Raw genomic sequence first — 23,381 nt, forward strand, 5'->3', positions numbered from 1 at the left:
TTTCGAAAATGCGGGGGCGTCCGATGCGTGGCTTTTCTGTGTGTCTTTTGAGTGCATTTTTGCTGTTGGGTGGTTGCAGTATTGGTGCGCCGGGTGCTCGTACGGGGCTTGGGGGGGGTACCCATCTCGACTTGGGTAAGGGGGGGCACGGAGGGTATGGCGGACAGTTCTGCCCGCCAGGGCAGGACAAGAAGGCCAATTGTTGAACGGCCGTACCTGTTCGATGTCGAAAGGATGTCATCTAGCGAGGGTCGGTCAAGGCTGGTCTTCGTTGTATTGGGGGAACATCCATCATGCTGTGCCGATCTCTGCTGGTTGCCCTGCTGGGCCTGTTCCTGAACGGATGCGCCGTATACGACTACGACAATGGCGATGACCACGACGATCACCGCCATTATGCCCGTCATGATGATGGATACCGCTATCGCGATTACGACGATGCCCATCGGTACTATTCATACGACAACGATCACCGGCATCGCCCGGATCAGAGTTACCGTGCTGCCTCCCCCAATCGCCAAGACTGGCGCTCGGAGCGCAAGGAAGTTCCGCGCTACAACGAGCGCAGGGAGGAGCGCCATGAGCGGCACGAGGAGTGGCGCAGGGAGCCGACTCGCCAGGGTGAGCGTCGCGGCAGCCACTCTCGAACGGACGAGGGCTGGCGGGATCGGCACTCCGAGCAGGAGTGGCGCCGCTCCTATCGCGCCTCGGATCGCGATCATTCGCATGGGCGGGATAGCTGGGACGATTGGCGTGATTGACCCTCTGGGTCCTTGCCGGTATCCGAGTGGGCGTGCCGGGCGGGATGGTCGGGAAGATTGTCCCGCCGGCATCGGTATCCTGGCGCTGTAGCGGTTTGGTACGTCGCTCTACCTGTTGCGCCACTGCGGGGTGCGTTTCTCGAGAAAGGCGTTGACGCCTTCGCGGGTGTCTTCGGCTTCGAAGAGATCGACGAAGCGTTCGCGCTCCTCCACCAGCCAGCCGTTGGGTCCACGCTCGCGGGCGCCTTGGATCAGTGGCTTTATGGTGCGCACTGCGACCGGACTCTGCTGTGCCACCTTGGCTGCCAGCAGCAGGGCCTGACCGCGTGACTCGCCGGATTCGACGACTTCCTCTACCAGGCCGATGCGCCGGGCGGTTTCGGCATCCACCCGTTCGCCGCAGAGGATCATGCGCTTGGCCCAGCCTTCGCCGACCAGCCAAGGCAGTAGCTGGGTGCCGCCAGCGCAGGGCAACAGGCCCACCGCGGCCTCCGGCAGGGCCAATAGGGCCTGACGCTCGGCGATGCGGATGTCGCAGGCCAGCGCGCACTCCAGCCCGCCGCCCATGGCGTAGCCGTTGATCGCGGCGATGGATACGCCGCGGAAATCGCGCAGGGCCTCGAAGGCTTCGCCGAAGCGCCGGGCCATCTCGCGGGCGCGGCCCCTGTCTCCGTCGGCGAACAGCTTGAGGTCGGCGCCGGCACTGAAGAATTTTTCGCCCTGGCCGGTCACCACCAGGGCGTAGATGTCGTCGTCGCGGTTGAGGTGTTCGACCAGCAGGCGCAGACCGATCAGCGAGTCGCGATCCCAGGTGTTGGCCGGCGGGTGGTTGATGGTGATCAGCGCGGTATGCCCGTGCTTTTCCACCGTCAGCTTGTGGGTCAGATCGAACAGGCCGGGATGGTAGGTTTCTACGGCATGGCTCATGGCATTTTCCTTGGTTGGCAGGCCGATTACAGCAGCTGTTCCAGCGTGCCGCCCTTTTCCAGCAGGTGGCGGGCGATGATTACTCGCATGATTTCGTTGGTGCCCTCAAGGATCTGGTGCACGCGGCTGTCGCGTACCCAGCGCTCCAGTGGATAGTCGTTCAGATAGCCGTCGCCGCCGTGGAGTTGCAGGGCTTCGTTGCAGATCTCGAAGCTCTGGTCGGTGGCGAAGCATGTGGCCATCGCGCAGTAAAGGCTAGCTTGTGGATGGCCGCGGTCCAGCCGGTCTGCGGCCAGCAACACCATCTGCCGGCTGGCGGTGAGCTGGGTGAGCATGTCGGCGAGCTTGAACTGCAGGGCCTGGAACCCGGCCAGCGGCTTGCCGAATTGCCGGCGCCCCCCGACATAGCCCAGCGACTGATCCAGGGCGGCCCGGGCCGCACCGGGGGAGCAACTGGCGATGTTGATGCGGCCGCCGTCCGCCTCGTCGATGTACAGGCCCAAGTAGTCCTGCTCGGCGGCCTGGCGGATTGCCGTCAGGGGGAACTGGAGTCGGCGGCATGCGGCGCCAGTTCGCGGCGGGCGAAGGTGTGGGCGCTGTCGATCGGCAGGCGTTGTTCCCCGGTGAGTTCGAAGTCCATGGGCGGTATTCCCGTTTGGCGTTATCCTGCGCCGCGATTGGCGTGTCGGGCGCCGGCTCTCTTGGCGGTCGGCCGCGTGCTGGCCGAAAGGGATGGGCCTTCTTATGTTGTTATAGCGGCGTTGTGGCGAGTTTTCACCGCAAGCCCGTGCCTTGACTTGGCGGCAGGGCTTCTCTAGCGTGCCGCGGTCATTCGCAAGGGGAAAAAGCTATGGGCAGTGCCGAAGAGCGCATCAAACTGGAGGCTTCCTGGAAGGAAGCGCTTCATGACGAGTTCGACAAGCCCTACATGCGGGATCTGGGCGATTTCCTGCGGCGGGAAAAGGCGGCCGGCAAGGAGATCTATCCGCCGGGAGCACTGATCTTCAACGCGCTGAATTCGACGCCGCTGGAGCGGGTCAAGGTGGTGATCATCGGCCAGGATCCCTACCACGGACCCGGCCAGGCCCACGGCCTGTGTTTCTCGGTGCAACCGGGCGTACCGGCGCCGCCGTCGCTGCTGAACATCTTCAAGGAGCTCAAGCGCGATCTGAACATCGACATGCCGACGCATGGCTGTCTGCAGCACTGGGCCGAGCAGGGCGTGCTGCTGCTCAACACCTCGCTGACGGTGGAGCGGGGCAACGCCGGATCGCACGCCGGCATGGGCTGGCAGCAGTTCACCGATCGGGTGATCGAGGTGGTCAGCCATCGGCGCGAGCATCTGGTGTTCATGCTCTGGGGGGCTCATGCGCAGAGCAAGCGGCGCCTGATCGATCCGAGCAGGCACCTGATCCTCTGCTCCGCGCACCCCTCGCCGCTGTCGGCCCATCGCGGCTTCATCGGCAATGGCCATTTCAGCCGTGCCAATCAGTTTCTCGAGCAGCACGGCCAGGCACCGATCGACTGGCGCCTGCCGGAAATGCCCTGAGAGCGGAGCGGCCTAGCGCTGGGTTTCCAGCTCGTGGTTCAGCGCGTAGGGAAGATCGAGCAGGCGCAGGGCGGGTCCTTCGAGCGTGCCCAGGTTGACCCGGCCATCCTCGGCGGCATCTTCCTGCAGCACCGCGAGCAGTTCGATGCCGCTTTCCGCCGGGGCGGCCAGGACCACTTCGCCGACGCTGGTGCGGTGTACGGGAGAGAACAGTTCGGTAGCGGGTGCCGGTACTTCGTCGCCGTCCAGTGCCAGGCGGTACAGGCGGCGCTTGAGCTTGCCCAGGTACTGCATGCGCGCGACGATTTCCTGACCGCTGTAGCAGCCCTTCTTGAAGCTTACCCCGCCGACCGCCTGCAGATTGATCATCTGCGGAATGAATAGTTCGCGGGTCGCACCGAAGACCTGGCCGATCCCGGCGCGGATCTGCGCCAGCAGCCAGCGCTCCAGCGGAGCCTCGGGCAACTGGCCGGCCAGCTGTGACTGCAGCGCCTCGGCCTGTTCGGCTGGAGCCCAGAGTTCGGAGCGCCCGCCCTCCAGGCGGAGGGCGATGAGTTCACCGTTGCGCACGACCTGACCGGCCTCCGGGGGCAGATCCAGGCCCAGGCCGATCAGGGCAGCATCGCCGCCGATCAGGCCGAAGCGGCTCCAGATGCCGCTTTCATCGAACAGCTGGGATTTGGAGAAGGCCGCGAACTTCTTCAGCTCGGTCTGCTGCGGCTCGATCAGTTCGCCGGCCATGGCCAGGAGGAAGCCGTCGCGGTCGGGAAGGAGGCGAAAGCTCGACACCATTCGCCCCTTCGGTGTGCAGCGGGCACCAAGGCTGGAACTGCCGCCCTTCAGGTAGTTGAGATTGCAGGTCAGTTGCCCCTGGAGGAATTTGTCGGCATCCGGACCGCGAACGGCCAGCACGCCTTCGTGGACCAGCGGACAGAAATAAGCGGAATCGGCCATGAGCGTCGCTGCAGTTGATAAGGAGTGGCCGCCATCATAGAGGTCGGTCTCGAGCTTGTCAGCGGGTGCCGGAGTGTCGCGACGCCGGTATAATCCGAGCCTTCTTTCAAGGAACCCATCCCATGGCCGACGATCTCGAACTCAACCGACTTTTCTGGCACAGCCGGCGTGGCATGCTGGAGCTGGACGTGCTGCTGGTGCCTTTCGTGAAGGAGGCCTATTCCGCTCTGGATGCTGAGGATCAGGCGCGCTTTCGCAAGTTGCTGGAATGCGAGGATCAGGATATGTTCGGCTGGTTCATGCGCCGGGAAGAGCCGACAGATCCCGATTTGCAGCGCATGGTGAACATGATCCTGGACCGTGTCCAACCCAAGTGATGTCTTCGAGTGCCGCTGGCGGCCTTCGCGGCAGTTGCTGGCGGCCTACCTGATCGCTCAGACGCTGGCCCTGAGTTCTCTTGCACTGGCCGATATTCCTTCCTGGAGCCGCCTGCTCGGTGTCTTGCTGTGTCTGGCGCAGGCGGCCTGGTGTCTGCCCAGACAGATCCTGCTTTCCCATCCCGCAGCTTTCCGGGGCGTGCGCCGCACCGCCGAAGGTTGGCAGCTGTGGAGTGCTCGCAACGGCTGGCAGTCGGTGCAGTTGCGGCCGGACAGCCTGGCTTTGCCGCGGGCGATCGTCCTGCGCTTTCGCCTGGCGGATGGGCGGTGGGTGAGGGGCGTGTGCATCCCGCGCGATGCGCTGGCGCGGGATGTCCATCGGCGATTGCGGGTGCGGCTGAAGTTCAGCCGGCGTAGGTGGGCGGCACCAGAATAGTGTCGCGTGCTTCGGGCAGCATGTCCGGGTAGTCGAGGGTGTAGTGCAGGCCGCGGCTTTCGTGGCGCTGCATGGCCGAGCGGATCATCAGGTCGGCGACCTGGGCCAGGTTACGCAGCTCGATCAAGTCACGGCTGACCTTGTAGTTGCTGTAGAACTCGTCGATTTCGCCGAGCAACAGCCTGACCCGGTGTTGGGCGCGCTGCAGGCGCTTGCTGGTGCGCACGATGCCGACGTAGTCCCACATGAAGCGCCGCAGCTCGTCCCAGTTGTGCGCGATGATCACATCCTCGTCGGAGTCGGTGACCTGGCTGGCGTCCCAGCTCGGCAGGTCGTTCGGCAGGCCGGCGTCCGCCATTTGCCTGAGGATGTCGAGCGCCGCGGAGCGGGCATAGACGAAGCACTCCAGCAGGGAGTTGCTGGCCATGCGGTTGGCACCGTGCAGACCGGTGAAGCTGGTTTCGCCGATGGCGTAGAGGCCGGGGATGTCGGTCCGTCCGTGGCTGTCGACGACGACGCCGCCGCAGGTGTAGTGAGCGGCGGGGACCACCGGGATCGGCTCGCGGGTGATGTCGATGCCGAAATCCAGGCAGCGTTCATAGACGGTCGGGAAGTGTGTCCGGATGAAGTCCGCCGGCTTGTGGCTGATGTCCAGATACACGCAGTCGATCCCGAGGCGCTTCATTTCGTGGTCGATGGCGCGGGCGACGATGTCCCGTGGGGCCAGTTCGGCTCGGGAGTCGAAGCGTGGCATGAAGCGCTCGCCGTTGGGCAGCTTGAGCAGTCCGCCTTCGCCGCGCAGGGCTTCGGTGATCAGGAAACTCTTGGCCTGCGGATGGTACAGGCAAGTGGGGTGGAACTGGTTGAATTCCAGGTTGCCCACCCGGCAGCCGGCGCGCCAGGCCATGGCGATGCCGTCGCCGCAGGCGCTGTCGGGGTTGCTGGTGTAGAGGTAGACCTTGGCTGCCCCGCCGCAGGCAAGTGTGGTGAAGCGCGCGCTGTAGGTGTCGACCTCGCCGCTCTGGCGGTTGAGTACGTAGGCCCCCAGACAGCGCTTGCCGGGCAGGCCGAGCTTGCTTTCGGTGATCAGATCGATGGCGACGTGTTGTTCGAGCAGCTCGATGTTCGGCCGCTCCCGGGCCTGGGCCAGCAGGGTCTTGAAGATGGCTGCGCCGGTGGCGTCTGCGGCATGGATGATGCGCCGGTGGCTGTGACCGCCTTCGCGGGTCAGGTGGAATGCGAAGCCACCGTCATCGCGCGCCGTGGGGTCTTCGCGGGTGAAGGGAACGCCTTGTTCGATCAGCCACTGGATGGCTTCGCGGCTATGCTCCACGGTGAAGCGTACCGCTTCTGCTCTGCAGAGTCCGGCGCCGGCGATCAGCGTGTCTTCGACATGGGACTCGACGGTATCGGTATCGTCCAGCACGGCGGCGACGCCGCCTTGAGCCCTGAAGGTCGAGCCGTTGGAGAGTTCTCCCTTGCTCAGAACCGCGATGCGTAGGTGGTGCGGCAGGGTGAGTGCCAGGGTAAGGCCGGCCGCTCCGCTGCCAATGATCAGGACATCATGCTGAAAATGTTGGCTCATGTCGAAAAAATCCGGGAAAAGCAAGCACTAGTAGAGAGAAGCCGGGCTTGGCACAATCGCCGACTCGGCTGCAGGGGTCAGAGGAACTCTGCCCTCTTTTGGGAATCAATAATCGGCTGTAACAGGATGGCACACCGGTTGGCGACAGTGAAAGCTCAGAGAAGAGCATGGTTAGCCCTGTGAGTGACTATTCCCATGGCGGGTAGTTCAGGTTGCTTGATCCGTTCGGAGTTGTTCGCTTTCTACGGGAGGCCTCGCTTGGGAGAGGAACTTTTGCTTAATGCCTGCGTCAATACAAACAAGATGATCCAGTACCTGATGCTATGTGTCCTCGGGTTTAACGAGGAGTATTCATGTTAAGCCAGGAGCAGGATCAGCAATTGGTCGAGCGGGTGCAGCGTGGCGACAGGCGAGCCTTCGATGTACTGGTGCTGAAGTACCAGCACAAGATTCTCGGTTTGATCGTGCGTTTCGTGCACGATGCCCATGAGGCTCAGGATGTCGCTCAGGAAGCCTTCATCAAGGCCTATCGCGCGCTCGGCAATTTTCGTGGCGATAGCGCTTTCTATACCTGGCTGTATCGCATTGCCATCAATACCGCGAAGAATCATCTGGTAGCCCGTGGGCGGCGTCCCCCGGACAGCGATGTGAGTGCTGGCGATGCCGAGTTCTACGAGGGCGACCACGCGCTGAAGGATATCGAGTCGCCGGAGCGTTCTCTGCTGCGGGATGAAATCGAAGCCACCGTACATCGCACCATCCAGCAACTGCCGGAAGATCTGCGGACGGCACTGACGCTGCGCGAGTTCGACGGTCTGAGTTATGAGGATATTGCCAGTGCCATGCAATGTCCGGTTGGAACTGTGCGCTCACGCATCTTTCGGGCGCGTGAGGCGATCGATAAAGCGCTGCAGCCATTACTGCAGGAAACCTGAGACAGCGGCCGTCAGCCGAGAGAGGTATCGTCATGAGTCGTGAAGCCCTGTATGAATCGCTGTCCGCGGTGATGGATGACGAGGCGGACGAGTTGGAGTTGCATCGTGTGCTCGCTGCCGGCCGGGACGATGCCGAGTTTCGGGCCACCTGGGCGCGTTATCAGCTGGCGCGGGCCGCCATGCACAAGGAGTTGCTGGAGCCGCGCCTGGATATCGCTGCGTCGGTTTCTGCGGCCTTGTCCATGGAGGACACACCCAAGGTCAAGATAGAGAACACTCCCAAGGCCCGGCGCTTTTCCTGGGGGATGATTGGGCGTATAGCTGTGGCCGCCTCGGTGACGGTCGCGGTGCTGGCTGGCGTTCGTCTCTACAACCAGAGCGAGAGGGCAGGGGCCGAAATGGCCCAGCAGTCAACTCAGCCTTCCCTGCCGATACCGCAGGCGCATGGGACGCCGGTTTTGGCCGGTTATACCGAGGGCGCCGAGCAGCCTCAGGCATCCTCACCCAGCGAGGCGGAGCAAGACGCGAACTGGCATGAAAAAAGGCTTCCAGCCTATATTCGCCAGCACGCACAGCAGTCGACTGTGAATGGGACCGAGAGTACCTTGCCCTATGCCCGCTCGAGCAGTCTGGAAAATCGCTGAGGAGGAGCATGCGTTTTTTTTCTCTGCTTTTGCTCGGCGGCAGTTTGGTGATGCCAGCACATGCTGCGGATGCGCAAAACTGGCTGAGTCGCCTGTTGAAGGCGGAGAGGCAGCAAAGCTTCCAGGGTGTCTTCGTCTACGAGCGCAATGGCAGTTTTTCCACTCATGCCATCTGGCACCTGATCGGCCAGAATGGGGGCATGCGAGAACGTCTTCTGAAGCTGGATGGTTCGCCCGCGGAGATGCTGCGCGTCGACGGGCGCCTTCGGTGCGTAAGCAGCACTTCGGCCGATCAATTGATCGAGGAAGGGGCTTGGCCACCGCGGCCGCTGGATCCGCAGGAACTGACCAACTGGTATGAGTTGCGAATGGTCGGCGAGTCCCGGGTTGCCGGCCGTACTGCGGTCGTGCTGGCTATCCTGCCGCGTGATCAGTATCGCTATGGTTTCGAGTTGCATCTTGATCGTGAGACCGCCCTTCCACTCAAATCCCTCCTGCTGAACGAGAAAGGCCAACTGCTTGAGCGTTTCCAGTTCACTCAGTTGGATACGTCCACTACCCTCGCCAAGGAGAGGCTGGAGCCGGGGCCGGCCTGTCGCCCGGTCAAAGTTCTGAGCGCCGAGGGGGCGGAGCAGGATTCCTGGCGTTCCGAATGGCTGCCGCCGGGATTTACTCTGCGCAGTGTGCATGCCCAGCCCAGTCCCATCTCGGGTGAAACCCTTACCTATTTGATGTACGGTGATGGCTTGGCGCGCTTTTCGGTGTTCATCGAGCCGTTGCGTGGCGTTCCCGTCGAAGACGCGCGCAGTCAGGTGGGGCCGACCGTTGCGGTATCCAAACGCATGGCGACGGCAGATGGCGATATGATGATCACTGTCATCGGCGAGATCCCTTTGGGAACGGCCGAGCGTATCGCGCTATCGATGCGTGCGGCTGGGGAAAAGGCTGATTGATGATTGAAGAGCAGTGCCTGGTCGTGGCGGTCGAAAGTGGGGCTGTGTGGGTTGAGGTCCAGCGCAAAAGTGGCTGCCCAGGTTGTGCGACGAGTGCTGGCTGTGGGCAGGGCCTGCTGGAGCGATTGGGGGCGGGCGGGGGGCGCAAGCGCATGCGTGCCTTGTCGATCATGCCGCTTCGAGTTGGCGATTCTGTCGTTGTCGGCATGCGGGAAGATTTCCTGTTGCGCAGCGCCCTTGCAGTCTACCTGTTACCGTTACTGGGCTTGTTTGTCTTCGCCATTCCTGTTCAGCAGATCGGTTTCGGGGAGCCACTGGTGATTCTCGCCGGCTTCCTGGGGTTTGCCTCTGCTTGGATCTTGATGCGTAGGACAAGCCGGCGTGTGATGGACGACCCTGCATGGCAGCCGGTAGTGTTGCGTGCCTTGCCTGGCACTCTAGAAGGGCATGCCGGGCGTGCGGCTTTTTGAGTGGAGGAGCGGTATGTTGAAATTAGGTTTTAAGTCCTTCGCCTCCGTCCTGGCAGGCGCCTTGTTGCTTGGGCAGTCGCTGCTCGCGCAGGCGCAGTTGCCTGACTTTACCGAGCTGGTGGAGTCGGCCTCTCCGGCGGTGGTCAATATCAGTACCCGACAGAAGCTTCCCGATAGTGCCATGGCGGAGGGAATGCCCGATCTCGAAGGTCTCCCGCCGCTCTTCAGGGAGTTCCTGGAGCGCAGTATTCCTCAGACCCCTCGTGCGCCGAACAGCAATGGCCGTCAGCGCGAGGCGCATTCCTTGGGGTCGGGCTTCATCATTTCCGCGGATGGTTATGTGCTGACCAACAACCATGTGGTTGCCGATGCTGATGAAATCATCGTTCGACTGTCCGATCGCAGCGAGCTCGAGGCCGAACTGGTCGGTGCCGATCCGCTTACCGACGTGGCTCTGCTGAAGGTCAAGGGCTCGAACCTCCCCACCGTCAAGCTTGGCCGCTCCGATGAGTTGAAGGTCGGGGAGTGGGTTCTAGCCATCGGTTCGCCTTTCGGTTTCGATCATTCCGTGACGGCCGGCATCATCAGTGCCACGGGGCGGAGCCTGCCGAACGAGAGTTACGTGCCTTTCATCCAGACCGATGTGGCAATCAATCCCGGCAATTCCGGGGGGCCGCTCTTCGATCTGGAGGGGCGCGTGATCGGGATCAATTCGCAGATTTTTACCCGCTCGGGCGGTTTCATGGGATTGTCCTTCGCCATTCCCATCGAGGTTGCCATGGGGGTGGCCGATCAATTGAAAGCGACCGGCAAGGTTGCCCGCGGCTGGCTGGGCGTGGTCATTCAGGAGGTCAGCAAGGATCTGGCCGAGTCCTTCGGTCTGGACAAGCCGGCCGGGGCGCTCATCGCTCAGGTCTTGGAAGGCAGTCCAGCGGACAAGGGGGGCTTGCAGGTCGGGGATGTCATTCTCGGAATGGACGGTCATCCGATCGTGATGTCGGCCGATCTACCGCACTTGGTTGGCGGGCTGAAGCCCGGAGCCAGAGCCAATCTTGAGGTCGTGCGTGAGGGGAAACGGCAAAACATCGCCGTCACGGTGGGGGCCTTGCCGGCGGAAGGTGACGAGGTTAAGCCGAGCGTTGCTGGCGTGGAGCGAAGCAGCAATCGTCTGGGCGTGACAGTCACCGAGCTGACTCCCGAGCAGAAGAAGTCCCTCGACCTCAAGGGTGGCGTGGTCATTAGTGAAGTGCTGAACGGTCCGGCGGCCCTGATTGGCTTGCGGCCTGGTGATGTGATCACCCATCTGAACAACCAAGCGATCGACTCGGCAAAGACCTTTGCCGAAGTGGCCGGTGCACTGCCGAAAGACCGTTCGGTGTCCATGCGGGTGCTGCGTCAGGGGCGGGCCAGTTTCATTACGTTCAAATTGGCCGAGTAAACCTTTCAGGGCACGAAAAAGGGCGGTCTCACCGCCCTTTTTCGTGTTTGTCAAGAGAGGGTAGTGCGTGACGTTGGTAATATCGATCAGTTAAACTCTCCGGCTATTTTCGACGGCTAGCCCGCCTGCGCCTTTTCGAGTGCTGAACTGTGAGTGACCTCAGTCATATCCGCAATTTCTCCATCATCGCCCATATCGATCACGGCAAGTCGACACTGGCAGACCGATTCATCCAGATCTGCGGCGGTCTTTCGGAGCGCGAGATGGAGGCCCAAGTTCTGGACTCCATGGACCTCGAGCGCGAACGCGGCATCACCATCAAGGCCCATAGCGTGACCCTGCACTACAAGGCGCAGGACGGCAAAACCTACCAGTTGAACTTCATCGACACTCCCGGCCATGTCGACTTCACCTACGAAGTCAGCCGTTCCCTGGCCGCCTGCGAGGGGGCTTTGCTGGTCGTGGATGCCGGTCAGGGCGTGGAGGCGCAATCGGTCGCCAACTGCTACACCGCCATCGAGCAGGGGCTGGAAGTGATGCCCGTGCTGAACAAGATGGATCTGCCCCAGGCCGAGCCGGAGCGGGTCAAGGACGAGATCGAACACATCATCGGCATCGATGCCGGTGATGCAGTCCCGTGCAGCGCCAAGAGTGGGATGGGTGTGCTTGACGTGCTGGAGCGTCTGGTCCAGGTCATCCCGCCCCCGGAGGGCGAGATCGAGGCGCCGTTGCAGGCGTTGATCATCGACTCCTGGTTCGACAACTACCTGGGCGTGGTCTCGCTGGTACGGGTCAAGCACGGCCGGGTGAAGAAGGGCGACAAGATTCTGGTGAAGTCCACCGGCAAGCTCCATCAAGTGGACAGCGTTGGGGTTTTCACCCCGAAGCACGCCGAGATGCCAGACCTCAAGGCGGGCGAGGTGGGTTTCATCATCGCCGGCATCAAGGACATCCATGGTGCGCCGGTAGGCGATACCCTGACCCTCTCCAGTACTCCTGACGTGGACATGCTGCCGGGCTTCCAGCGGATCAAGCCGCAGGTATATGCCGGCCTGTTTCCGGTCAGCTCGGACGATTTCGAGGATTTCCGCGAGGCGCTGCAGAAGCTGACGCTGAACGACGCCGCGCTGCAGTACGAGCCGGAAAGCTCGGATGCGCTCGGTTTCGGGTTCCGCATCGGCTTCCTCGGCATGCTGCACATGGAGATCATCCAGGAGCGCCTGGAGCGCGAATACGACCTGGATCTGATCACCACGGCGCCGACCGTGGTCTACGAGGTCCTGCTGAAGAACGGCGACACGGTTTATGTCGACAACCCGTCGAAGTTGCCGGATCTGTCGTCGATAGCCGAAATGCGCGAGCCGATCGTGCGAGCCAATATCCTGGTGCCGCAGGAGCATCTGGGCAACGTCATTAACCTGTGCATCGAGAAGCGTGGCGTCCAGCGCGACATGCAGTTCCTCAGCAGCCAGGTGCAGATCAGCTATGACCTGCCGATGAACGAGGTGGTGCTGGATTTCTTCGACCGGCTGAAGTCGGTCAGTCGCGGTTATGCCTCGCTGGATTACAGCTTCGATCGCTTCCAGCCTGCCAATCTGGTCAGGTTGGACGTGCTGATCAATGGCGACAAGGTGGATGCTCTGGCGCTCATCGTGCACCGCGACAAGTCCCATCAGAAGGGGCGGGCACTCACCGAGAAGATGAAGGAACTGATCCCTCGGCAGATGTTCGATGTGGCCATTCAGGCCGCTATCGGTGGGCAGGTCGTGGCGCGAACCACGGTCAAGGCGCTGAGAAAAAACGTGCTGGCAAAGTGCTATGGTGGCGACGTGAGCCGCAAGCGCAAGTTGCTGGAGAAGCAGAAGGCCGGCAAGAAGCGGATGAAGCAGGTTGGCAGTGTGGAGATTCCACAGGAAGCCTTCCTCGCGGTGCTCAAGGTAGATAGTTAGCCCTATGTCGATCAATTTCCCCCTGTTGCTGGTGCTGGCGGTGCTGGTCAGCGGTGCATTGGCTCTGCTGGATCTGGTCTTGTTGGCGCCACGTCGACGGGCGGCGATCACCGCATACGAGGGCAGTGTCGACAAGCCCGATCAGAACGTGGTGGAGCGCCTGAGCAAGGAGCCGCTGCTGGTCGAGTACGGCAAGTCGTTCTTCCCGGTCTTGGCCATCGTGCTGGTGCTGCGCTCCTTCTTGGTAGAGCCTTTCCAGATTCCTTCGGGCTCGATGAAGCCCACCCTGGAAGTGGGCGACTTCATTCTGGTGAACAAGTTCGCCTATGGTATCCGACTGCCGGTGTTGGACACCAAGGTAATCGAAGTGGGCGAGCCGCAGCGTGGCGACGTCATGGTCTTCCGCTACCCGAGCGATCCGAACATCAACTACATCAAGCGAGTGGTCGGCTTGCCGGGCGACCATATCCGCTATGACAGCGACAAGCGCCTGTTCGTCAATGGGGTGCCGGTTGCCGAGCAACTGCTGGGCAAGGCACCGGGGATTCTGGGCAGTGCGGTGCTTTACAAGGAGCAAATCGGCGATGTCGACCACCTGATCCGCAAGGAAACGAGGCGCCCCGCCGAGCCCTCTCACGAATGGGTGGTGCCGGAAGGCCACTATTTCATGATGGGCGACAACCGCGACAACTCCAACGACAGTCGTTACTGGAACGACCCGCAGATCGCTGGCGAGATGCAGGGTATGGTTCCGGACGAGAACATCGTCGGCAAGGCCTTCGCCGTCTGGATGAGCTGGCCGGAGCCCAAGTGGCAGAATCTGCCGAACTTCACCCGCGTCGGCCTGATCCGCTGAGCCCTCGACAAATGTGCGGTACTCGCCAGCACGGTGGGGCAGCCTCTCTATAGGCTGTGTCCGCCGTCAATGGCTGTTGAAAGAGATCGAGCATGAAATTCCCGCACTCACAGAAAGGCCTGTCGATACTGAGTTGGCTGGTTGTGCTGGCCGTGGTGGCATTCTTCGCCAGTACGGCGTTCAAGGTGATGCCCCATTATTTCGACTATATGTCCATGGAGAAGATCATCATCTCCATCGAAACGGAGCGGGCCGCGGATATCCGCAGCGTCGGAGACTTCTATGCCCATGTCAGCAAGGGTATGCAGGTCAACAACCTCCGGGACCTGAATCTGCAAGAGGTGCTGAAAGTGACCCTCGAAAACAACGAGTTTCGCGCCCATCTAAAATACGAAAAGCGCGAGCCGCTGATCGAGAACCTCGATCTGGTGGTGAATTTCGACAAAGAATTCCGTGTACCCATGCCGTGAGCTCATCCCTGAATCGTTTGGAGCGCAAGCTCGGTCATACCTTCCAGAACCAGGACCTGATGCTCCTGGCGCTGACCCATCGCAGTTTCGCCAGTCGCAACAACGAGCGACTGGAGTTTCTCGGCGATGCCATTCTCAACTTCGTCGCCGGCGAGGTGCTCTTCGAGCGCTTTCCCCAGGCGCGGGAGGGGCAGTTGTCGCGCCTGCGGGCACGGCTGGTCAAGGGCGAGACCCTGGCCCTGCTGGCCCGCGGCTTCGACCTCGGCGATTACCTGCGACTCGGCTCCGGTGAGCTGAAGAGCGGCGGTTTCCGTCGTGAATCCATCCTCGCCGACGCCCTCGAGGCGCTGATCGGTGCCATCTACCTGGATGCCGGTCTGGAAACGGTGCGCGAGCGTGTGCTGGATTGGCTGGCCGGCGAGCTGGATAGCCTGACCCTGGTCGACACCAACAAGGACCCCAAGACCCGCCTGCAGGAGTTCCTCCAGTCCCGGGCCTGCGAGCTGCCCCGCTACGAAGTGGCGGATATCCAGGGTGAGCCGCACTGCCGGACGTTTTTCGTCGAGTGCCAGGTTGCCCTCCTGAACGACAAGACCTACGGCCAAGGTGCCAGTCGCCGCATCGCCGAACAGGTAGCGGCGGCAGCGGCTCTGGTGGCCCTGGGGGTGGAGAATGGCAATGACTGAAGCAAGTTCGCCGCGCTGCGGATACGTGGCCATCGTCGGCCGTCCCAACGTCGGCAAGTCCACGCTGCTCAACCATCTCCTCGGGCAGAAGCTGGCGATCACCTCGCGCAAGCCGCAGACTACCCGGCACAACATGCTGGGGATCAAGACCGAGGGCAACGTGCAGGCGATCTACGTCGACACCCCCGGTCTGCACAAGCAGAACGACAAGGCACTCAACCGCTACATGAACAAGACCGCCTCGGCAGCCTTGAAGGATGTCGACGTAGTGGTCTTCGTGGTCGACCGCACGCGCTGGACCGAAGAGGACCAGTTGGTGCTCGAGCGCGTCCAGTATGTGCAGGGGCCGGTGCTGATCGCGGTGAACAAGGCCGATCGCCTCGAGGACAAGAGCGAACTGCTGCCGCATCTGGAATGGCTGGCGCAGCAGCTGCCCAACGCCGAGGTCGTGCCCATCTCCGCGCTGCACGGACAGAACCTGGATACCCTGGAGCGGCTGGTCGCCGAGCGCCTGCCGGAAGGCGAGCATTTCTTCCCGGAAGACCAGATCACCGATCGTTCCAGCCGCTTCCTCGCCGCCGAACTGGTGCGGGAGAAGATCATGCGCCAGTTGGGCGCCGAACTGCCCTACCAAGTCACGGTGGAGATCGAGGACTTTAAGCAGGAGGGGCGTATCCTGCACATCCACGCGTTGATCCTGGTCGAGCGCGAGGGGCAGAAGAAGATCATCATCGGCGAGAAGGGCGAGCGGATCAAACGCATCGGCCAGGATGCCCGCCAGGACATGGAGGTGCTGTTCGACTCCAAGATCATGCTCAACCTGTGGGTCAAGGTGAAGGGCGGTTGGTCCGACGACGAGCGGGCGCTGCATTCGCTGGGCTACCGGGAGAGCTGAGCATCGGCCTCTGACGGGTCGTCCATCCCGTGCTGGCCGCCGGCCGCGTGTATGCCATGACCTGCCAACCCGCCTTCATCCTGCATAGCCGCCCCTACAAGGAAAGCAGCGCGCTGGCGGACTTCCTCACTCCGCAGGGCCGGCTGCGCGCCGTGTTGCGGGCGGCGCGCGGCAGGGCCGGCAGCCCGGCGCGGCCCTTCGTGCCGCTGGAGCTGGAGCTGCGCGGGCGCGGCGAGTTGAAGACCGTCGCCCGTCTGGAAAGCAGCGGCATTCCCTACTGGCTGACCGGCGCGAGCCTGTTCGCGGCGCTCTACCTGAACGAGTTGCTGATCCGCCTGCTGCCCGCCGAGGATCCTCACCCGCCGCTGTTCGAGCATTACGCCCTGACTCTCGATGCCCTGGCCGGCGGACGCCCGCTGGAGCCGCTGCTGCGCGCCTTCGAATGGCGCCTGCTGGCGGAGCTGGGCTATGGTTTTTCCCTGGATCGTGATCGACACGGCCGGCCGGTGCGCGCCGGCAGCCTCTATCGGCTGCTGCCCGATGCCGGCCTGGAGTCGGTCGAGCAGCTGCAGCCAGGTTTGTTCCGGGGCCGTGAGTTGCTCGCCATGGGCAAGGCCGACTGGCAGTTCCCCGGCGCCCTGGCCGCGGCCAAGCGCCTGATGCGTCAGGCTCTGGCACCCCATCTCGGCGGTCGGCCGCTGGTCAGCCGCGAACTCTTCACGACTCTCAAGGAATCCTCCCGTGACTGAAGCCAACCGCATTCTGCTCGGCGTGAACATCGACCATGTGGCGACCCTGCGCCAGGCTCGCGGCACCCGCTATCCGGACCCGGTCAAGGCCGCATTGGATGCCGAGGAGGCCGGCGCCGACGGCATCACCGTGCATCTGCGCGAGGACCGCCGGCATATCCAGGACCGCGATGTGCGGGTACTCAAGGACGTGCTGCAGACGCGGATGAACTTCGAGATGGGGGTCACCGAGGAGATGCTCGCCTTCGCCGAGCAAATCCGTCCGGCGCATGCCTGTTTGGTGCCGGAGACTCGTCAGGAGCTGACCACCGAGGGCGGTCTGGATGTCGCCGGGCAGGAGGCGCGGATCCGCGCGGCGGTGGAACGGCTGGCGGCCATCGGCTGCGAGGTGTCGCTGTTCATCGATGCCGACCCGCGGCAGATCGAGGCCGCTGCGCGCGTCGGTGCGCCGGCCATCGAACTGCACACCGGCCGCTATGCCGACGCCCACACCCCGGCGGAAACGGCCTGCGAGCTGGCACGCATCCGCGACGGTGTGGACTGCGGGCTGAGCCACGGGCTGATCGTCAATGCCGGACACGGCCTGCACTACCACAACGTCGAGCCGATGGCGGCGATTCCCGGAGTGCACGAGTTGAACATCGGCCACGCCATCGTCGCCCATGCCCTGTTCGTCGGCTTCAAGGAGGCGGTGCGGGAGATGAAGGCGCTGATGCGGGGCGCTGCGGCACGCCGCTAACGGCGGAGCAGGTTGAGCAGCAGGCTTGCCACCAGGCTGACCAGTAGCATCGAGGTGATGGGGACGAACGGCCTGCCGCGCGCCGTTTCGATATGGAGGTCGCCCGGCAGCCGGCCGAACCAGCCGAACAGCCAGGGCGCATGGCGCAGCGCGAGGCCGAGCAGCGGCAGGGCCGCGCCGAGGATCATCAGCCCGCGGGCCACCCGATCATCTCCGTCAGGGCCGGGGCAGACGGGCTGCCTGGGCCTCAGGGCTTGCGTGCCAGCAGTGTGGCGCGGGTCGGCGCGGGCAGGCCTTCGACGGTCTTGCCGTGGTCAGCAGGGTCGAGGAAGTCCGGCAGCGACTGGAACTTCATCCATTCGGTGGCGCGCTGCTCCTCGACGGAGGTGACGGCGACATCCACGCAGCGCACCTCGACGAAGCCGGCACGGCGCAGCCACAACTCCAGGGCCGCCACTGAAGGCAGGAACCAGACGTTGCGCATCTGCGCATAGCGGTCTTCCGGTACCAGCACGGTACTGGCATCCCCTTCCACCACCAGGGTTTCCAGCAGCAGTTCGCCGCCCCGACGCAGGCAGTCCTTGAGCGCCAGCAGGTGATCGATGGGCGAGCGGCGGTGGTAGAGCACGCCCATGGAGAACACCGTGTCGAAGCCCTCGAGCTTCTCCGGGAGATCTTCCAGGGCGAGGGGAAGGTGCCAGGCGGGCAGCTCCGGCAGGTAGCGGCGGAGCGCGAGGAACTGGCAGAAGAACAGCCAGTTGGGGTCGATGCCGACCACGCAGTCGGCGCCGGCGCCGAGCATGCGCCACATGTAGTAACCGTTGCCGCAGCCGACATCGAGGATGCGCCGGCCGGTCAAGTCCAGATGCGGAGCGACCCGCTGCCACTTCCAGTCCGAGCGCCACTCGGTGTCGACATGCACGCCGAACACATCGAAGGGGCCTTTGCGCCAGGGCGACAGCCCAAGCAGGGCTTGGCGCAGGGCGGCTCGGGTGGCGTCGTCGCAGGCGCCGGCAAGCTGTACCTGCTCGCCCAGCTCGATGCGCTCGGCAGTCAGTGCGGGCAGGGCCTGGAGGGCTGCCTGCCAGCGCTGCAGGTCGCCATGGCTGCGGGTCAGGCGCTCGTCCAGCTGCGTCGGGAGGGTGTCGGCCCAGGCGGCCAGAGGAGTGCCGGCAAGGCGGCGGGCGAGGGGCTGCAGGTCGATCATGGCAGGGCGATCAGCGAGGCGAAGTTGAGACACTGGAACCAGGGTACCACTTTGCGAAAGCCGGCGGCCTGCAGGCGCTCGCGGTGTTCCTCAAGGCTGTCCGGCAGCATCACCTTCTCGATGGCGCTGCGCTTCTGGGCGATCTCCAGCTCGCTGTAGCCGTTGGCGCGCTTGAAGGCGACGTGCAGGTCGCCGAGCAGGGCCTGCTCCTCGGTATCGGTAAAGCGCAGCTTCTCCGAGAGAATCAGCGCACCGCCCGGCAGCAGGGCTTGGCGGATGCGCCCGAGCAGTTCCTGGCGCCGCTCGGGCGGGATGAACTGCAGGGTGAAGTTCATCGCCACCAGAGACGCCGGCGCGAGCTCCAGAGCGAGAATGTCCGCCTCGACGGTTTCCACCGGCAACAGCTCCTGGAACATGGCGTCCTGAGCGTGCAGGTATTCGCGGCAGCGCTCGAGCATGGCCGGCGAGTTGTCCACCGCGATCACCCGGCAGCCTTCGCTCTTCACGTGGCGGCGCAGCGCCTGGCTGACCGCGCCGAGGGAGCAGCCGAGGTCGTAGAGGCGGGTGCCGGGCTGGGCGAACTGCGCGGCGAGCACGCCGATGTTCTCGACGATGGTCGGGTAGCCAGGCACCGAGCGCTTGATCATGTCCGGGAACACCCGAGCCACGTCCTCGTTGAAGGTGAAGTCCGGCACTTCGGCGAGGGGGCGGGCGAAGAGGCGGTCGGGAGAGTGTTTCACGTGACTTCCGCGTCGGATGGCAGGGCGCGGCATTTTAGCCAAGAGCGCCCCGTCCATACAGCGGCGTCGACGGCGTGCGCCGGGCGGTCATTCGACGGTGATGGCGCAGTCGAAGGCCTTCGCCGGCTCCACACCGACTTCCCAGGGCCGCCGGTAGACCAGCAGCAGGGTGTCCTGACCGGCCTGCACGGCCTGGAAGCGCCAGGTCGACTGTCCGGCGCTGCCGACCACCTCGGAGTCTTTCGGCGAGCTGTAGACCTCCGGGCCGAGGCTGCGCAAAACCTTGGAGGCGGATTCGCGCACCTGCCAGCGGTAGCCGGTGGAGGGGTTGCTGGGCAGCGTCAGCACCAGTTGCTGGCGGCTTTCCAGCTGCAGCGGGCAGTCGTCCTCGTCCTCTAGGGCGACGACGCTGGAGGGGCCGCTGTGCGCGCAACCGGCCAGCCAGACGAGGCCGATGGTCAGCAGGCAGGGCAGGGCGAGGCGCATGACGGACTCCTCCTGGCGGGGTGGTGGAGGGAGGATAGCCGGAACCATGGGCCTCTGCCGTGGCCTGGGCGGTTTTCCCCTCTCTCCATAGGGGCGCTGGGTCGATGTTCAGGCGGAGGTTGTGGTGCAGTTGAGATAGCGCAATCTTTCCACCAGCGCCGGCAATTCGTGCATGTTGTGCAGCAGGTGTTCGACGCCCAGCTCGCGGAGGATCTCGCCCTGTTCCGGTGGAATGTGGCTGGCGCCGAGGAAGCCGATCACCTGCATGCCGGCGGTCAGGGCGGCGGTCGCGCCGGTAGCGCTGTCTTCGACGACCAGGCAACGCTGCGGGTCCACGCCGGCCGTGCTGGCTGCCAGCAGGTAGACGTCCGGCGCCGGCTTGGGACGCTCGACCAGGTCGGCGCTGAACACGCCCACGTCGACTCGCTCGGTCAGTCCGGTACGCTGCAACGCGTGGCGCACCGCCGCGTGCTGGCTGTTGGAGGCGATCGCCAGCGGCAGGTCGATGGCATGGAGCGCCTCGCGCACGCCGGCAATGGCCTGCACTTCGGCGCGGATGATTTCCTCGGCGCGGCGGCGCACGTTGGGATGGAAGTCGGTCGGCAGGTCGAGGCCGAAATGCGCGGCGACCCGGGCGATGATGTCGCGGCTCTGCAGGCCGAAGGTGCCGGCCAGTTGCACGTCCAGCTCATGTTCCGGCACCAGCGCGGCGAGCGCCTCGCGGATCACGCGGCCGGTGATGATTTCGCTGTCGATCAGCACGCCGTCGCAATCGCAGATCAGCAGGTCGATATGGCTGGTTCGGTTCATGGGCAAGGCCTCTTCGGGTCGGATCGTTGTTGTGTGAAGAGGCATCTAAACCTTGTAGTGGAGCGATGTGCAAGGCATCAGGATGCCCATGGCGGGCGGGCGGCGAAGGCCTCGACCAGGTAGTCGAGCATCGCCCGGACCTTGGCCGGCGGGCGGCGCTCGGGCGGGTAGAGCGCGTGGATGCCGCCCAGGGGATGCGGCGGATGGTCGAGTTCCAGGGGCACCAGCGCGCCGCGCTGCAGGGCGGCGGCAACGATGAACAGCGGCTGGTAGATGAGCCCCTGGCCGCCGAGCGCGGCAGCCAGCAGAGCGTCGCCGTTGTTTGCCGTCAAATTGCCGGAAACGACCACGCGCACGCTGCCGTCGCGGCCGAAGGCCCATTCCCGGCGCCCACCCCAGGACGACAGGGTGTAGCCCAGGCAGTTGTGCTGGCCGAGATCGGCGACCCGCCGCGGCAGGCCGCGCCGGTCGAGATAGTCCGGTGCGGCGCAGACCAGCATCGGGCAGTCGCCGAGCCGGCGTGCCTGCAGCGGGCTGTCGGCGAGCCGGCCGATGCGCACGGCCAGGTCCCAGCGGTCCTCGATGAGGTCGACCTGGCTGTCGGTCAGACCCAGTTCGACCTGCACCGCCGGATGGCGGCGGGCGAAGGCCGGCAGCAGCGGGGCGATGAAGCGGTTGCCGAAGCTCAGCGGCACGTTCATGCGCAGTAGGCCGCTGGCCTCGACCCGCTGCGAGAGCAGCGCCGCCTCGGCCTCGTCGAGTTCGCCGAGAAGGCGCTGGCAGGTCTCCAGGTACTGGCTGCCGGCGTCGGTGAGAACCAGGCGCCGGGTGCTACGCTGGAACAGCTTGAGGCCGAGGCGCTGCTCCAAAGCGTCCACGTGCTTGGTCGCCATGGCCGGCGAGATTTCCAGCTGGCGGGCGGCGGCGGACAGGCTGCCGGCGCTGGCGGCGCGGACGAAGACGCGCATGCCGGTGATGCGGTCGAGCATGGTTATTTCCTACTCTTGGTGAGAATTGATGCTGCGGATTGGAAGATTATCCGTTGGCAGGCGCAGGTCCATACTCCTTGCCACTTACCGCTTAGGAGCCTGTCCATGTCCGCCCGCGAAGCCATTCAGCCGACCCTGTTCGTGCCCCACGGGGCCGGTCCCTGTTTTTTCATGGACTGGAATCCGCCGGAGGCCTGGAACGCCATGGCCGCTTTCCTCAAGGGAGTGGCTGGCACGCTGCCGCAGCCGCCGCGGGCGATCCTAATGGTTTCGGCGCACTGGCTGGAGGCGGAGTTCGCCGTCGGCGGCGCTCGTCAACCGGGGCTGATCTACGACTACTACGGCTTTCCGCCGCACACCTACGAGCTGCGCTATCCCGCGCCCGGCGATCCGGCGCTGGCGGACGAGGTCGCCGGACTGCTCGGCGCGGTCGGTCTGCCTTGCGGGGTGGATGCGCAGCGCGGCTTCGACCACGGCATGTTCATCCCGCTGAAGCTGATGTTCCCCGCCGCCGACATCCCGGTGGTGCAGCTGTCGCTGCGCGGGGACCTCGACCCGCAGACGCACCTCGACGTCGGCCGTGCGCTGGCACCGCTGCGCGAGGAGGGCGTGCTGATCGTCGGCAGCGGCATGAGCTTCCACAACATGCGTGGCTATGGCGACCCGCGCTTCGGGCCGGTGTCCGACCAGTTCGACCAGTGGCTGACCGCCACGGTGGAGGCCTCGCCGGCACAGCGCACGGCGCTGCTGGCGCACTGGGAGGCGGCGCCGGCGGCACGGCTCTGCCATCCGCCGCGCGCCGAGGAGCATCTGATGCCGCTGATGGTGGTCGCCGGCGCAGCGGCCGAGGGGCGCGGCCGGCGAGTGTTCTCCGACCGGGTGTTGGAAACCACCCTGTCGGCTTTCCGTTTCGACTGAATAATTCGCACAAGGAGATTCGCATGATCATCGATCTGTCCGGCAAGACCGCCCTCGTCACCGGCTCCACCGGCGGCATCGGCCTGGCCATCGCCCGGGGGCTGGCCGAGGCCGGTGCCACCGTCGTCGTCAACGGCCGCGAACAGAGCAGCGTCGACGCGGCGCTGGCGCAGTTGCGCGATACGAAGGGCGGCGCCTCGGCCCGCGGCGTGGCCGGCGACCTGGGCACGGCCGCCGGCTGCCAGGCGCTGATCGCCGCCGAGCCGGAAGCCGACATCCTGGTCAACAACCTCGGCATCTACGGTGCCCGTGACTTCTTCGAGATCGGCGACGAGGAGTGGGAGGAGATCTTCCAGGTCAACGTGATGAGCGGCATCCGCCTGTCGCGCCATTACGCCCGGGGCATGCAGGCCCGCGGCTGGGGGCGCATCCAGTTCATCTCCAGCGAGTCGGCGCTGAACATCCCGAGCGAAATGGTCCACTACGGGGTCAGCAAGACGGCGCTGCAAGGCGTCTCGCGCGGCCTGGCCAAGGTGCTGGCCGGCAGCGGGGTGACCGTCAACAGCATCCTGCCGGGGCCGACCCGCACCGAGGGGGTGATCGCCTTCATCGCCGAGATGGCCCGCCAGGAGGGCGTCACCCCGGAGGAAATGGAGCGGCTGTTCATCCAGCGCCATCGGCCGTCGAGCCTGCTGCGTCGCTTCGCCGAGCCGGCGGAGGTCGCCCACCTCTGCGTCTACGCCGCCTCGCCGCAGGCCAGCGCCACCACTGGCGCGGCGCTGCGGGTGGAGGGCGGGATCGTCGAGAGCATCGCCTGATATTCACCGCTGGCCGGCGTGCCCGGCCAGCCTGTCGAGG

At 64.4% G+C, this 23,381-nt stretch carries 27 protein-coding genes and 1 pseudogene; 18 read left to right on the top strand and 10 right to left on the bottom strand.

Translation table 11 applies throughout. The annotated features are described in order from the left end of the window. Positions 1 to 293 precede the first annotated feature (293 nt). Positions 294 to 761 carry a hypothetical protein gene (locus BMY22_RS03045; RefSeq protein ID WP_143068453.1) on the top strand — a complete coding sequence of 156 codons (468 nt, stop codon included), beginning with the start codon at positions 294 to 296 and terminating at the stop codon, positions 759 to 761. A 108-nt stretch (positions 762 to 869) separates the two neighbouring features. On the opposite strand, the gene BMY22_RS03050 is transcribed toward BMY22_RS03045, so the two are convergent. Both BMY22_RS03050 and BMY22_RS03055 read right to left on the bottom strand, forming a co-directional pair. Next, the gene (locus BMY22_RS03050; protein ID WP_090619476.1) at positions 870 to 1,688 is read right to left on the bottom strand and encodes an enoyl-CoA hydratase; all 819 of its coding nucleotides are present in this window, start codon (positions 1,686 to 1,688) and stop codon (positions 870 to 872) included. 26 nt (positions 1,689 to 1,714) lie between these two features. Then, positions 1,715 to 2,167 (bottom strand): annotated as a pseudogene (locus BMY22_RS03055) (acyl-CoA dehydrogenase family protein); the annotation flags it as partial. A gap of 371 nt (positions 2,168 to 2,538) precedes the next feature. Between BMY22_RS03055 and ung the strand changes: the two are divergent. Further along, entirely contained in the window at positions 2,539 to 3,237 is a 699-nt protein-coding gene (gene ung, locus BMY22_RS03060; protein ID WP_090619477.1) for a uracil-DNA glycosylase, read from the top strand. Between the two features lie 12 nt (positions 3,238 to 3,249). On the opposite strand, the gene ygfZ is transcribed toward ung, so the two are convergent. Then, positions 3,250 to 4,191, bottom strand: coding sequence for a CAF17-like 4Fe-4S cluster assembly/insertion protein YgfZ (gene ygfZ / locus BMY22_RS03065; RefSeq protein WP_090619479.1), 942 nt, complete (start codon positions 4,189 to 4,191; stop codon positions 3,250 to 3,252). A 122-nt stretch (positions 4,192 to 4,313) separates the two neighbouring features. Here ygfZ and BMY22_RS03070 point away from each other — a divergent pair, with 122 nt between their 5' ends. Further along, positions 4,314 to 4,568, top strand: a complete 255-nt coding sequence (locus BMY22_RS03070) for an FAD assembly factor SdhE (protein ID WP_090619481.1) — start codon at positions 4,314 to 4,316, stop codon at positions 4,566 to 4,568. Further along, the gene (locus BMY22_RS03075) at positions 4,552 to 5,004 is read left to right on the top strand and encodes a protein YgfX (RefSeq protein ID WP_090619482.1); all 453 of its coding nucleotides are present in this window, start codon (positions 4,552 to 4,554) and stop codon (positions 5,002 to 5,004) included. The genes BMY22_RS03070 and BMY22_RS03075 overlap by 17 nt, the downstream gene beginning before the upstream one ends. Here BMY22_RS03075 and nadB read toward each other — a convergent pair. Beyond that, complete coding sequence (gene nadB / locus BMY22_RS03080) at positions 4,973 to 6,589, bottom strand: L-aspartate oxidase (protein ID WP_090619484.1); 1,617 nt, start codon at positions 6,587 to 6,589, stop codon at positions 4,973 to 4,975. The two genes, BMY22_RS03075 and nadB, sit on opposite strands and share 32 nt — an antisense overlap. A 353-nt stretch (positions 6,590 to 6,942) precedes the next feature. Here nadB and rpoE point away from each other — a divergent pair, with 353 nt between their 5' ends. The 12 genes from rpoE (at position 6,943) to pdxJ (ending at position 17,373) form a co-directional block, all read left to right on the top strand. Continuing rightward, positions 6,943 to 7,524 (top strand): RNA polymerase sigma factor RpoE/AlgU, encoded by a 582-nt coding sequence (gene rpoE, locus BMY22_RS03085; RefSeq protein ID WP_090619485.1) that lies wholly within the window; start codon positions 6,943 to 6,945, stop codon positions 7,522 to 7,524. A 32-nt stretch (positions 7,525 to 7,556) separates the two neighbouring features. Next, on the top strand, positions 7,557 to 8,168 hold the full coding sequence (locus BMY22_RS03090) for a sigma-E factor negative regulatory protein (RefSeq protein ID WP_090619487.1): 612 nt from the start codon (positions 7,557 to 7,559) through the stop codon (positions 8,166 to 8,168). Positions 8,169 to 8,176: 8 nt separating this feature from the next. Continuing rightward, positions 8,177 to 9,121, top strand: a complete 945-nt coding sequence (locus tag BMY22_RS03095; protein ID WP_090619489.1) for a MucB/RseB C-terminal domain-containing protein — start codon at positions 8,177 to 8,179, stop codon at positions 9,119 to 9,121. Next, positions 9,121 to 9,591 carry a SoxR reducing system RseC family protein gene (locus tag BMY22_RS03100; RefSeq protein ID WP_090619490.1) on the top strand — a complete coding sequence of 157 codons (471 nt, stop codon included), beginning with the start codon at positions 9,121 to 9,123 and terminating at the stop codon, positions 9,589 to 9,591. Before BMY22_RS03095 ends, BMY22_RS03100 begins: the two co-directional genes overlap by 1 nt. Positions 9,592 to 9,604: 13 nt before the next feature. After that, complete coding sequence (locus BMY22_RS03105) at positions 9,605 to 11,029, top strand: DegQ family serine endoprotease (protein WP_090619492.1); 1,425 nt, start codon at positions 9,605 to 9,607, stop codon at positions 11,027 to 11,029. A gap of 149 nt (positions 11,030 to 11,178) precedes the next feature. Then, complete coding sequence (gene lepA, locus BMY22_RS03110; protein ID WP_090619494.1) at positions 11,179 to 12,978, top strand: translation elongation factor 4; 1,800 nt, start codon at positions 11,179 to 11,181, stop codon at positions 12,976 to 12,978. Between the two features lie 4 nt (positions 12,979 to 12,982). Next, positions 12,983 to 13,834 (top strand): signal peptidase I, encoded by an 852-nt coding sequence (lepB, locus tag BMY22_RS03115; RefSeq protein WP_090619495.1) that lies wholly within the window; start codon positions 12,983 to 12,985, stop codon positions 13,832 to 13,834. Between the two features lie 92 nt (positions 13,835 to 13,926). Next, complete coding sequence (locus BMY22_RS03120; RefSeq protein ID WP_090619497.1) at positions 13,927 to 14,304, top strand: DUF4845 domain-containing protein; 378 nt, start codon at positions 13,927 to 13,929, stop codon at positions 14,302 to 14,304. Then, a complete protein-coding gene (gene rnc / locus BMY22_RS03125; RefSeq protein WP_090619498.1) occupies positions 14,301 to 14,990 on the top strand; it encodes a ribonuclease III in 690 nt (229 codons plus the stop codon). The genes BMY22_RS03120 and rnc overlap by 4 nt, the downstream gene beginning before the upstream one ends. Continuing rightward, positions 14,983 to 15,885: a GTPase Era gene (gene era / locus BMY22_RS03130; RefSeq protein ID WP_090619500.1), complete on the top strand. Its 903-nt coding sequence runs from the start codon at positions 14,983 to 14,985 to the stop codon at positions 15,883 to 15,885. The genes rnc and era overlap by 8 nt, the downstream gene beginning before the upstream one ends. A gap of 56 nt (positions 15,886 to 15,941) precedes the next feature. Continuing rightward, on the top strand, positions 15,942 to 16,634 hold the full coding sequence (recO, locus tag BMY22_RS03135) for a DNA repair protein RecO (RefSeq protein WP_090619657.1): 693 nt from the start codon (positions 15,942 to 15,944) through the stop codon (positions 16,632 to 16,634). Beyond that, on the top strand, positions 16,627 to 17,373 hold the full coding sequence (gene pdxJ, locus BMY22_RS03140; protein WP_090619501.1) for a pyridoxine 5'-phosphate synthase: 747 nt from the start codon (positions 16,627 to 16,629) through the stop codon (positions 17,371 to 17,373). The genes recO and pdxJ overlap by 8 nt, the downstream gene beginning before the upstream one ends. On the opposite strand, the gene BMY22_RS03145 is transcribed toward pdxJ, so the two are convergent. From BMY22_RS03145 to BMY22_RS03170, 6 genes are all read right to left on the bottom strand, one after another. Then, complete coding sequence (locus tag BMY22_RS03145) at positions 17,370 to 17,576, bottom strand: DUF2905 family protein (protein WP_090619503.1); 207 nt, start codon at positions 17,574 to 17,576, stop codon at positions 17,370 to 17,372. The genes pdxJ and BMY22_RS03145 overlap by 4 nt on opposite strands. Positions 17,577 to 17,620: 44 nt before the next feature. Next, the gene (gene cmoB, locus BMY22_RS03150; protein WP_090619504.1) at positions 17,621 to 18,580 is read right to left on the bottom strand and encodes a tRNA 5-methoxyuridine(34)/uridine 5-oxyacetic acid(34) synthase CmoB; all 960 of its coding nucleotides are present in this window, start codon (positions 18,578 to 18,580) and stop codon (positions 17,621 to 17,623) included. Further along, positions 18,577 to 19,320, bottom strand: coding sequence for a carboxy-S-adenosyl-L-methionine synthase CmoA (cmoA, locus tag BMY22_RS03155; protein ID WP_090619506.1), 744 nt, complete (start codon positions 19,318 to 19,320; stop codon positions 18,577 to 18,579). Before cmoA ends, cmoB begins: the two co-directional genes overlap by 4 nt. Positions 19,321 to 19,407: 87 nt before the next feature. After that, positions 19,408 to 19,806 (bottom strand): protease inhibitor I42 family protein, encoded by a 399-nt coding sequence (locus BMY22_RS03160; RefSeq protein ID WP_090619508.1) that lies wholly within the window; start codon positions 19,804 to 19,806, stop codon positions 19,408 to 19,410. 108 nt (positions 19,807 to 19,914) lie between these two features. Beyond that, positions 19,915 to 20,616 (bottom strand): HAD family hydrolase, encoded by a 702-nt coding sequence (locus tag BMY22_RS03165; RefSeq protein ID WP_090619510.1) that lies wholly within the window; start codon positions 20,614 to 20,616, stop codon positions 19,915 to 19,917. Between the two features lie 77 nt (positions 20,617 to 20,693). Then, the gene (locus BMY22_RS03170; protein ID WP_090619512.1) at positions 20,694 to 21,605 is read right to left on the bottom strand and encodes a LysR family transcriptional regulator; all 912 of its coding nucleotides are present in this window, start codon (positions 21,603 to 21,605) and stop codon (positions 20,694 to 20,696) included. Between the two features lie 105 nt (positions 21,606 to 21,710). Between BMY22_RS03170 and BMY22_RS03175 the strand changes: the two genes are divergently transcribed. Both BMY22_RS03175 and BMY22_RS03180 read left to right on the top strand, forming a co-directional pair. Then, positions 21,711 to 22,523 (top strand): DODA-type extradiol aromatic ring-opening family dioxygenase, encoded by an 813-nt coding sequence (locus tag BMY22_RS03175; RefSeq protein WP_090619514.1) that lies wholly within the window; start codon positions 21,711 to 21,713, stop codon positions 22,521 to 22,523. A 23-nt stretch (positions 22,524 to 22,546) separates the two neighbouring features. After that, complete coding sequence (locus BMY22_RS03180) at positions 22,547 to 23,341, top strand: SDR family NAD(P)-dependent oxidoreductase (RefSeq protein ID WP_090619515.1); 795 nt, start codon at positions 22,547 to 22,549, stop codon at positions 23,339 to 23,341. Positions 23,342 to 23,381: the final 40 nt, after the last annotated feature.

Origin of the sequence: Azotobacter beijerinckii, from assembly GCF_900110885.1 — a bacterium.
GTDB lineage: Bacteria > Pseudomonadota > Gammaproteobacteria > Pseudomonadales > Pseudomonadaceae > Azotobacter > Azotobacter beijerinckii.